The 11,921-nt window shown below is 34.4% G+C and carries 7 protein-coding genes; all 7 read left to right on the top strand.

Going from position 1 to position 11,921, the window contains the following annotated elements; all coding sequences use genetic code 11:
- Positions 1-140: 140 nt before the first annotated feature.
- Positions 141-1,148 (top strand): GntR family transcriptional regulator, encoded by a 1,008-nt coding sequence (locus P0R33_RS07360; protein ID WP_276174839.1) that lies wholly within the window; start codon positions 141-143, stop codon positions 1,146-1,148.
- 1 nt (position 1,149) lies between these two features.
- The gene (locus P0R33_RS07355) at positions 1,150-2,631 is read left to right on the top strand and encodes an FGGY-family carbohydrate kinase (RefSeq protein WP_276174838.1); all 1,482 of its coding nucleotides are present in this window, start codon (positions 1,150-1,152) and stop codon (positions 2,629-2,631) included.
- A gap of 9 nt (positions 2,632-2,640) precedes the next feature.
- Positions 2,641-3,966 carry a xylose isomerase gene (gene xylA / locus P0R33_RS07350; RefSeq protein ID WP_276174837.1) on the top strand — a complete coding sequence of 442 codons (1,326 nt, stop codon included), beginning with the start codon at positions 2,641-2,643 and terminating at the stop codon, positions 3,964-3,966.
- 500 nt (positions 3,967-4,466) lie between these two features.
- Positions 4,467-5,123 carry a fructose-6-phosphate aldolase gene (fsa, locus tag P0R33_RS07345; RefSeq protein WP_276174836.1) on the top strand — a complete coding sequence of 219 codons (657 nt, stop codon included), beginning with the start codon at positions 4,467-4,469 and terminating at the stop codon, positions 5,121-5,123.
- A gap of 574 nt (positions 5,124-5,697) precedes the next feature.
- A complete protein-coding gene (locus P0R33_RS07340) occupies positions 5,698-8,865 on the top strand; it encodes a TonB-dependent receptor (protein ID WP_276174835.1) in 3,168 nt (1,055 codons plus the stop codon).
- Positions 8,866-8,875: 10 nt separating this feature from the next.
- Complete coding sequence (locus tag P0R33_RS07335; protein ID WP_276174834.1) at positions 8,876-10,507, top strand: RagB/SusD family nutrient uptake outer membrane protein; 1,632 nt, start codon at positions 8,876-8,878, stop codon at positions 10,505-10,507.
- Positions 10,508-10,538: 31 nt separating this feature from the next.
- Positions 10,539-11,909: a glycan-binding surface protein gene (locus P0R33_RS07330; protein WP_276174833.1), complete on the top strand. Its 1,371-nt coding sequence runs from the start codon at positions 10,539-10,541 to the stop codon at positions 11,907-11,909.
- Positions 11,910-11,921: the final 12 nt, after the last annotated feature.

Here is an 11,921-nt window from a genome sequence, read left to right as displayed (position 1 = left end):
CTCCCGATAGCTATCGGGACAGGCATACGCCCAAATTATTGAAATATAGAATTTTAAAAACTTAACATAATTAATGTAAAAAACAATTTTTTATAAAAGTTTTTTATCTACTTTAGCATAACAGAACGGAACAGAACGGTATGCTGAAAGAAGAAGAAAAATTTGAGTTTATAATGAATCACGAAAGTGATATTCCGAAGTACCAGCAGTTGGTGGACGGAATCACAAATTCGATTGCGGAGAATATTTTACAAAAAGGAGATTTATTGCCGTCTGTGAATGTCATCTGCAAAACGTATCAACTTTCGAGAGACACGGTTTTTAAGGCGTATTCGATTTTAAAGGATCAAAAAGTAATCGATTCTGTACCGAACAAAGGTTATTATGTGGCGGGAGAAACCAGAAAAGTGCTTTTAGTTTTAGATACGTTTAAGGCTTATAAAGAGGTTTTGTATCATTCGGTTGTGAATAATCTGCCTGATAATGTGATTATTGATGTGCAGTTTCATCATTATAATATTGATGTTTTTAAAACAATCATTAACAACGGAATCGGGAAGTATTCTAAATATGTGATTATGAATTTTGATCATGCAGCTATTGCTCCGACTTTGTCGGCAATTTCGAATGATAAACTGCTTTTGATTGATTGGAATATTCAGGCTAAAAAGACAAATAATTATGTTTTTCAGGATTTCGGAAAAGCGTTTTATGAGTCTTTGACAGAGGCGGTGGATTTGTTTAAAAAATATAAAAAGATACATTTTATTTATCCAGATTTCACGAATCATCCATGGGAAACAGTGGAGTTTTTTAAGAAATTTTGTGCCGATTTTGGTTTTGAATATGAGGTTATTACCGATCCAAAAAAGTTCAATATCGAAAAAGGAATTGCTTATATCAGTGTAAGCGACAGGATTTTAGGGCACTTTTTAGAACAGTGCAAAGAAAAAGATTTCGAACCTGGAAAAGACGTTGGATTTTTATCATACAACGAAACTCCGATGAAGAAATTTATATATAAAGGAATTTCAGTCGTATCAACTGATTTTAAAGAAATAGGAACCAAAGCAGCGGCATTTATTACGCACGATGAAGAAACGAAGTGTTATGTGCCGACAAAATTAATAATAAGAGAATCATTATAGTATGTATTATATCGGATATGATATTGGAAGTTCTTCTGTCAAGGCAGCCTTGGTAGAAGCTGAAACGGGTAAAAAAGTGATCGTTTTGAATGAACCGCAGAACGAAATGGAAATCCTTTCAATTCACCCAGATTGGGCAGAGCAAGATCCTGAAATTTGGTGGCAGCACATTTGTACGGCAACGAAAAGAGCAATTAAAGAAGCGAATATCGACGCTTCTAAAATTCAGGGAATTGGCATTTCGTACCAAATGCATGGATTAGTAATTGTGGATAAAGACGGAAATGCACTTCGTAACTCTATTATTTGGTGCGATAGCCGTGCGGTTGAAATTGGAAATAAGGCTTTCGCCGAAATTGGAGAAGAAAAATGCATGTCGCATTTATTGAATTCGCCAGGAAATTTTACAGCTTCAAAGCTAAAATGGGTGAAAGAAAACGAACCTGAAGTTTACAATAAAATTGCTAAATATATGCTTCCGGGAGATTACATCGCATTGAAGTTGACAGGCGAAGTAACGACAACTAAAAACGGTTTGTCTGAAGGAATGCTTTGGGATTATAAAGAAAATAAAGTAGCCGATTGGCTTTTAGAATATTACGGAATTGATACTTCATTGACGCCGAAAATTGTAGAAAATTTTACGAATCAAGGAGTTGTTACAGAAAAAGCTTCGGCAGAATCTGGTCTTCCGGCTGGAATTCCGATCGTGTACAGAGCAGGAGATCAACCAAATAATGCGTTGTCATTAAATGTGCTTCGTCCAGGAGAAGTTGCGGCAACAGGTGGTACATCAGGCGTTTTCTATGCTGTTACAGAAACAAATTCAGGAAAAAGTACTCGTGTAAACAACTTTGTTCATGTGAATTACACGGAATCAAATCCGAGAGTTGGAAAATTACTGAATATAAATGGAGCAGGAATCCAATACCGATGGATGCGAAACAATATCGGAAATGAGTCGTATGAAGAAATGAATGAAAAAGCATCTCAGATAAATGTAGGTTCGCAAGGATTGGTTGTCATTCCGTTTGGAAATGGAGCCGAAAGAATGTTCAATAATAAAAATATTGGATCTCATATTTTAAACCTGAATTTTAATATTCATACCAACGCGCATTTATTTAGAGCATCTTTGGAAGCAATTGCATTTTCTTTTGTTTACGGAATGGAATGCCTGAAAGATGATAATGCGACGATTAATGTCATTAGAGCTGGAAATGATAATTTATTCCGTTCGGAAATTTTCTCTAATACAGTTGCAACATTAATTGGGCATGAAATAGAAATTTACAATACAACTGGAGCAGTAGGAGCGGCCAGAGCAGTAGGCTTGACAGATGGTGACTTTGAAAAATTTGGATCAGGAATTACAACAAACGATCATGTAATGACCTTTTTGCCTCTGAAAAACAAAGAGGAATACGAAGCGGCATATCAAAAATGGAAAAAAGAATTAGAATTAATATTAACAAATAAATAAAAAAATCAAATGATAGTTTTAGGAGATAAAGAATACTACAAAGGTATTGGCCAAATTAAATTTGAAGGAAAAGAGTCTGACAATCCTTTGGCATTTAAATATTACAATCCAGACCAAGTTGTGGCTGGAAAAACAATGCGTGAGCACTTTAAATTTGCAATTGCTTACTGGCATACTTTCTGTGGACAAGGTAGCGATCCATTCGGGCCAGGAACGCAACAATTTGCTTGGGACGCTTCATCAGATCCTTATCAAGCTGCAAAAGATAAAGCAGATGCTGCTTTTGAATTCATCAGCAAAATGGGATTCGATTATTTCTGTTTTCACGATTACGATTTGATTGCTGAAGGAGCAACTTTCGCAGAATCAGAAAAACGTTTGGCTTTTATTACAGATTATTTAAAACAGAAAAAAGCAGAATCTGGAATTAAATTGCTTTGGGGAACTTCAAACTGTTTCTCAAATCCAAGATTCATGAACGGAGCAGCTACAAATCCTGATTTTAATGTTGTGGCAAGAGCTGGAGGACAAGTAAAATTAGCGCTTGATGCAACAATTGCTTTAGGTGGAGAAAATTACGTATTCTGGGGAGGTAGAGAAGGTTATATGTCTTTACTAAATACAGATATGGGAAGAGAATTAGACCACATGGCACAATTTTTAGCAATGTCTAGAGACTATGCAAGATCTCAAGGTTTTAAAGGAACTTTCTTTATCGAGCCAAAACCAATGGAGCCATCAAAACACCAATACGATTTTGACTCTGCAACTGCAATTGGATTCTTAAAAAACTATGGTTTAGACAAAGATTTTAAAATCAATATCGAAGTTAACCACGCGACATTGGCACAACATACTTTTCAACACGAATTAGAAGTGGCTGCAAAAGCTGGAATGTTAGGAAGTATCGATGCTAACAGAGGTGATTACCAAAACGGATGGGATACAGATCAATTTCCAAATAACATCCAAGAAACTACTGAAGCAATGTTAGTTTTCTTAAAAGCTGGAGGATTGCAAGGCGGAGGAGTTAACTTTGATGCTAAAATCAGAAGAAACTCTACAGATTTAGAAGATGTTTTCTTAGCGCACATTGGTGGAGCTGATACTTTTGCAAGAGCTTTATTGACTGCCGATAAAATCATAACTTCTTCTCCTTACGAAAAATTAAGAACAGAAAGATACAGTTCATTCGATTCTGGAAAAGGAAAAGATTTTGCTGATGGAAAATTAAATCTTAAAGATCTTTATACTATCGCTCACGAAAATGGAGAATTAAATCTTCAAAGCGGTAAACAAGAATTGTTTGAAAATATCATCAATCAATACATTTAATTGATTTAGATTAATTAAACACATAGAAACATAGATTTTGATTTGTTGAAAAGAGATGAAAGAAAATCTAGATTTTCACACATAGCTATGTGTATTTAAACTAGTGAAACGCCTTTTATAGATGAAGTGAATCTATGTTTCTATGTGTTTAAATTTTTTTTAGTGAGAAACTATCTGAAAATAAATTATGATATGATAGTTATAAAACGTTTTTAAATAAAAACTTCGAAAATGTGTATTAAGATTATGGCTTTTTTACATTGAGATTTACGAAAAATAGATTGAAGGTTTAGTTACTATTTTTTGAAAATCGAAACGAATAAAAAGTCAGTTTGATAAAATAATAAGTGAGTATTTTTTATTGAAGGTTTTTTGAAGAGCAGAATCAATCGAAATGCACATTTTTCACTCACTACAAGATGCAGAGAACTTTGTCAAAGTTTAAAACTTTGACAAAGTTTTTTTTCGCAAAACCACTTTTAACTTAAACCAAAAAACTTATGAAATTTTTTATTGACACTGCTAATCTTCATGATATTGAAGAAGCGCAGGCTTTAGGCGTTTTAGATGGTGTAACCACGAATCCGTCTTTAATGGCAAAAGAAGGTATTACAGGAAAAGAAAATATCCTGAAACATTATTTAAATATTTGCAATATTGTTGATGGAGATGTTTCTGCCGAAGTAATCTCGACTGATTTTGAGGGAATGATTAAAGAAGGAGAAGAATTAGCCACTTTGCATCCTCAAATCGTGGTTAAATTACCAATGATTGGTGACGGTGTAAAAGCCTGTAAATACTTTTCTTCAAAAGGAATTCGCACAAATGTTACATTAGTTTTTTCTGCGGGACAAGCTTTATTAGCGGCTAAAGCTGGCGCGACTTATGTTTCTCCATTTTTAGGACGTTTAGATGATGTTTCTACTGATGGAATGCATTTAATTGCTGAAATCAGAGAAATCTACGATAACTACAATTACCAAACGCAAATACTTTCTGCTTCAGTAAGGCATACCATGCATATTGTAAATTGTGCCAAAGTTGGATCAGATGTTATGACAGGACCGCTTTCTGCAATAAAAGGTCTGCTAAAACATCCTTTAACTGATATTGGACTAAAACAATTTGTTGAAGATGCTAAAAAGATGAATTTATAGTTTTAGAATTCTTTTTTTAAGAATAATTTTTAAATCCCCTCAAGCAATTTTGAGGGGATTTTTTTTGAAATATAAGCAACCGATTGTTTCTTTAATGACTTTGTAAGAAATATATTGTTTAGAGTTTAGTTGCTTGATTTTTAGAAGATAAGCGTCTTACTGCCTTATTTTACAAGGGATGATGATAAATTTGCATTTATTGTTGATATTATCATTTTACGATAACGTTTTAGTGAATTTCTAAAAAATTATAAATTTTAACTTTTTATGTTTTTTTTAAGAATTTGAAGTAATCTATTTATTATCTCTAACGTTTTCGCTCTTCGGAATCTTGTTTTTGATGATTGTTTAATGTTTTTTGATTTTAAATGTTTAAAATGTTTTTTTTGAACGATGTTTTTTTGAAATTGATAAAAAAAATTAACGCAACCGATTGTGTGTTGTTGTTTTTTACATATATTTGTTTTGACAATAAGGGTATAAGTCGTTTGAATTTGCAGTAAATAAAAATGACATAACTCTATAAACAAGAAACTAACTAAACCATACTATTAACTAATTAAACCAATTATTTATGACTAACTTTTTAATTACTAAAAGCAGATCTAAATACTTTAAGAATTTAGGGTTCTTAATTCTCATGCTGGTATTTTCTGCTGCGGTAAATGCGCAAATTACTGTTTCGGGTACTGTATCTGATAGTAGCGGACCAATACCTGGTGTAAATATTATCGTTAAAGGAACCAAAACAAGTACAGTATCTAATTTTGACGGAACATATACGCTTACTTCTATTCCTGCCAACAGCACTTTAGTTTTTAGTTTCATCGGTTATAAACCGTATGAAATTGCAGTAAACAATAAAACTAAAATTGATGCTTTGTTAGAAGAAAATCTAAACGACTTAAAAGAGGTTGTTGTTATTGGATATGGAACGGCGAAAAGAGCAGATTTAACAGGAGCTATTTCTTCTATATCAAGTTCGGCTGTTACACAATCTGTTGCTACAACGATCGATCAGGTTTTGCAAGGTAGAGCGGCGGGTGTACAAATACAGCAAAATACCGGTACTCCTGGAGGAAGTTCTTCTGTGCGTATTCGTGGTATCAGTTCTATTACTGGCTCAAACGAACCAATTTATGTAATTGATGGTGTAATTATAGATGGTAATTCGGGTTCTATAAATATAAATCCGCTTGCAGGAATTAACCCAAATGATATTGCTTCCATCGATATTTTGAAAGATGCTTCGGCAACTGCAATTTATGGTTCTAGAGCTGCAAACGGGGTAATTATAGTGACAACCAAAACAGGAAAAAAAGGAGATTTAACCTTAAACTTTGATAGTTATGTAGGTTGGCAGCAGATGCCAAAACAATTGCAAGTCCTAAATCTTAGAGAATATGGAACACTAAAAAATACTCGTGCAGATTTAGGAATTGTACAACGTGATAATACTTTTATTAGACCAGAATTATTAGGAGAAGGAACAAACTGGCAAGACGAATTATTTCAAGTAGGTTTAATTCAAAATTACAATTTATCTGCTTCTGGAGGTTCTGATACTACTACTTACGCATTAGGAATGTCTTATTTTGATCAAGAAGGAACGGTAATTGGATCTTCTTTTGATCGTCTAACTCTTAGAGGCGTAATTGATTCTCAGGTTAAAAAATGGTTTAAGGTTGGAGTGAACATGAATTTATCTAAAACAAACCAAGTTACTACAGTTACAGATGATTCGGTAATTTTAATCGCTTTGAAGCAAACGCCAAACGTAGCGGCAAGAAATGCAGATGGATCTTTTGACGGACCAGATACAACTGAATTTGTTCAAACCAATCCGTTAGGAATTGCGATGTTGAAAGATAATTACGGAAAAGATTATAGTTTTAGAGGAAATGCTTATGCAGAAATTAGTTTTACAAAAGACTTAAAACTTAGAACACAATACTCTTTAGATTTAGGTTTTGGAAATAGATATACTTTTAATCCGTCATACACTTTTGGAGCTTTATCAAATGAAGTTAGAGAGGGATCAAGAACAAAATCTACTAGCGAAAACTGGATTTGGACCAATACGCTGACTTATAATAAAGTATTTGGAAAACATAATGTGAATGCAATGTTTACTCAAGAGCTTCAGGAAAGAAATTGGGAAAATCTTTATGGCTACCGTTCAGGTTATTTAACAAATGGGGCAACAGATTTAAATGCAGGAGATCCTACAACAGCTAGAAACTCAAATGCAAGTTCAACAAATTCGCTTAGTTCTTATCTTGGAAGATTAACTTATTCGTTTAATGATAGATATTTTTTAACGGGAACAATCAGAAGAGATGGATCTTCTCAATTTGCTGACGGAAATAAATGGGATTGGTTTCCATCTGCTTCTTTAGCGTGGAAAATCTCAAACGAAGGATTTTTAAAAGACAACACCGTTATTAATAACCTAAAATTACGTGCAGGTTGGGGAATTACCGGAAATTCAAGCGTGCCTAACAATGCTTATACTTCTGTTTACGGAACTTCTGCAACCAATTGGGGAAGCGGTCAGATTGCAACCAATACGGCGAATCCAGATTTGAGATGGGAAAAATCGAACCAAACCAATATTGGTTTAGATTTTGGATTCTTCAATAATAGAGTCGAAATTACAACAGATGTGTATTACAAGAAAACAGACGATTTATTATTAAGATTATCACTTCCTGCCTATGTAGGTACAACAGGACAAGGTTCTACAGCTCCGCCTTATGCAAATATTGGTTCTCTTGAAAATAAAGGTTTTGAGTTTTCTATTAATACAATCAACATGGAGAGAAAAGATTTTCTTTGGAAAACAAACTTCAATATCTCTATGAATAGATTTAAAGTCTTGAAATTAAATTCAGAATCAGGAGTTTACGATCAGACTTTACAGCAAGGTTCAGATGTAACAGTTGTTACGCGCAGTGCAGTTGGTCAGACATTAGGACAGTTTTATGGTTATAAAGTAATTGGACGTTTTGAAAAAGCAACAGATTTCTATTATAAAGATGCAACAGGAACCGTAAAACCAACAGCGTTGCCAGAAGGAATGGTAATTGGGGAAAACGGAGTTTGGATTGGAGATTATATGTTTGAAGATGTAAATAAAGATGGTGTAATCAACGAAAAAGATGCTGGATATATCGGAGATCCTAATCCAGATTTTACTTTCGGTTTTACCAATAATTTCTCATTCAAAGGTTTTGACGTAGCAATTATGTTTACAGGATCTTACGGAAATGATGTTTTAAACTATCAAAGACGCTGGTTAGAAAATCCTCGAGAAAATACCAATTTATTAAAATCGGCTTTAGGATATGCGCAATTAGAATTAATTGATCCGAACGGGCCAAACGATTATCGTAACGTTCAAATCGTTGGCGGAGATCCTTATATGCCAAGAATCGGAGCTTCATCAGCATCATCTGCTTCTAACTATCGTTTGAGCAACAGATTTGTAGAAGACGGATCTTTCGTTAGGCTAAAAAATATTTCAATCGGATATAATCTTCCGAAAGATTTATATTCTAAATACGGAATCTCAAACATCAAAGTATACTCAAATATGCAGAATGTTTTGACTTTTACAAAGTATAAAGGATATGATCCAGAGGTTGGTGCAATCAATCAAAACCAACTTTTAAATGGTATTGATAACGGACGTTATCCTTCACCTATGGTAACTACACTTGGATTAACTGTTAATTTCTAAAAACTGCACAATGAAAACAAAGAAAATATTTTACACGGCTCTAATTATTGCATTGCCATTTGTTTGGACAAGTTGCAGTGATCTTTTAGAAGTTGAACCAAATGATGTCATTACAAAAGAAAATTTTTATAAAACAGAATCTGATTTTCAGGCGGCAACAGGACCATTATACAATAAGGTTTGGTTCGATTTTAATGATAAATTTTATTACGGTTTAGGAGATGGTCGAGGAGCAAATATGTATGCGCCTTTCTCAGACTACGTTTATCCATTTACCGATTTAACAGAAACAGGATTAACAGGACCTTTGGTTTCGGCTTGGGGATCATTATATAATGTTGTACAGCAATCGAATAACGTTATTATCGGAATTTCTGGAAGTTCAATGAGCGATGCTATTAAAAACAAATATATTGCCGAAGCTCGTTTTATGAGAGGAACTGCCTATTGGTATTTGGCTTCATTATGGGGAGACGTAATTATCTCGACAGATCCAAGAGAATTGGTTAAAAATCCGATTGTGAATAAAAATCCGCTAAAAGATGTCTACGAATTTTCTATCCGCGATTTAGAATTTGCAGCAAAATACCTTCCTGAATCTGCTGGACAAGCGGGGCGTTTAACAAGATACAGCGCATTCGGAATGTTGTCTCGTGTTTATTTATCATTTTCAGGAATCAGCGATAATCCAAACAGCGGAACTAGAAATCAGCAATATCTTGATTTAGCAAAAAAAGCGGCAGAAAAAGTAATGTCTTCTGGTCCATATAGTTTGATGGCTAATTATGAAGATATATTTATGATTGACAATAACAATAATCCAGAATCGATGTTTGCGCTGCAATGGGTTCCAAATGGAGATTTTGGAGTAAACAATACGCAACAAGCTTATTTTGCATTAGGTTCTGATATTACTGGAGATGATGCCGCTTGGGGATATTGGACAAGAGCATCGTATGATGTTTTAAAAGAATACGAATCAAAAGACCTTCGCCGAAGAGCGACATGGATGGCTGATGATGATTTTTATCCAGAAATTAATAAGTCCAACGGCGGATATACAGTAAATCATAGTAAAGAATTTGTAAACGTTAAAAAAGGAGTTGTAGGATCCACAAAAGACAACTCAAAAATTACCCGTATGAATTCTGCCTTGAATACCAATATGCTACGCTTGGCTGAAGTTTATTTAAATTATGCAGAAGCCGCTTTAGGAAACAATACTTCCACTTCAGATGCTTTAGCTTTAGAGGGCATAAACAAATTGCGTACACGTGCAGGTCTTACTCCAAAAACATCTTTAACTTATGCTGATATTATACATGAAAGAAGAGTAGAATTGGCTATGGAAGGACAATATTGGTATGATTTGGTACGAAGAGCTTATTACAAACAGCAGGAAGTAATTAACTATGTAACGGGACAAGACAGAGGTGTAATTCAACCTATTCTTTATGATGCTGCTACTAATACAGTTTCTATAGATCCGGCAAGAAGCAGTAGTCCGCGTGCCATTGGAGTTATCGATGCGACAATTTTCCTTCTTCCTTACCCAGAATCTGAGTTGGTTCAGAATCCATTATTGAGAGAGAATCCTGTTCCGTATCAGTTTACAGAAGAGAAAATTAAAGACTTATTCTAGTTTCATAAATAAAAAACTAAAAGACATAAATATGAAATATATTTTAAATAAAAAGTATTGGGCACCAATTGCAATTTTAAGCATGATGGTTTTCGGTATGTTGTTTACTTCTTGCGACAACAACGATTCAGAGGGAGCAACAATTACGATCACAAGAGTATTTTTAGAAGACGTAAATTCGACTGTACCAGATAGAGAAGTTACTTTTGCCCGTTTAGGACAGCTATTGCGTATTGAAGGCTCAGGATTTACAGGTTTAAAGAAAGTATACATAAACGGATATTCGACCTATTTTAATGTTGTTTTTGTATCTAATAATTCGATGTTGGTAAGTGTTTCAGCAGATACGCCAATTTTAGAAGCAGATCCATCAGTTAGAAATACAATTCGTTTTGTAAATGACAATAGCGAAACCACATTTAAATTTGAAATTCGTTCAGGAAAACCTGCTATTTCAAGCATTTCGAATACAATGCCAAATCCAGGCGAAACGATTACCGTGTCAGGAAGTGGCTTAACAGAAGTCAGTAAAGTAGTTTTTCCAGGAAATGTTGAAGTAACATCAGGAATTACATCTGATGAAGATGGCGAATTCTTTATAGTTACAGTTCCAAATGGCGTTTCAGATAATGGAGGTTCATTATTTGTTCAAACTTCAAACGGAGGTGTTTATTCTCCAGCATATTTTAACTGCAAAAGAGGAATTATTTTAGATTTTGATGGAAGAGGAACTCAAGGATCTTGGAGTACAGCTACAATTCCGGGTATGATTGCACCAGCAGATCTTGAATCAGCTACAATTGGTACAGGAAATGCTTCGCACGGTAAATATGTACCACATCGTCCTGCACGACTTGCTTCTATCGCCCCAGCAACTGGACGAGCAACAGAAGCTTGGACAGCTGGAACAGGCGTAGATAACTGGAGAACGCAATTAACTCCTTTTATTCCTGCTAGTACACCTCTTGATAAAGTAGCGTTTCAGTTTGATATCTATGTGCCAGATGCGTGGAAAGATTCTGGTTACTTAAAAATATGTACAGTCAATAATTTTAATGCAGGTACATGGGCAGGAGGAGTTTACAATTACATTCCGTGGCTCGTTGATGGAAAATCAGTCGCTTTTCAGACTACAGGATGGATAACTGTAACCATTCCGTTAAATAAATTTTATCAGTGGTCTAAAGAAGCAGCTACTTTCGAAACTGTTCTGACTTACCGTGAAACTACAACGTATCAAAATTTTGGAATTTGGTTTGAAAATGCCGATGTAAAAATGAAAGACGTTCTAGGAACAGAAAGCGCAGTAGAATTTCCATCAAAAGCAACTTCTGTAAAAGTGTATACAGACAACTGGAGAATTGTACCATTAGATACGCCAGTTTACAACGATTTTAACTAACACAGCCACAAA

The organism is Flavobacterium sp. YJ01, from assembly GCF_029320955.1.
In the GTDB taxonomy this organism is placed as follows: Bacteria; Bacteroidota; Bacteroidia; order Flavobacteriales; family Flavobacteriaceae; genus Flavobacterium.
Note: the sequence above shows the minus strand (reverse complement) of the source record. Positions and strands in the feature narration are given on the sequence as shown.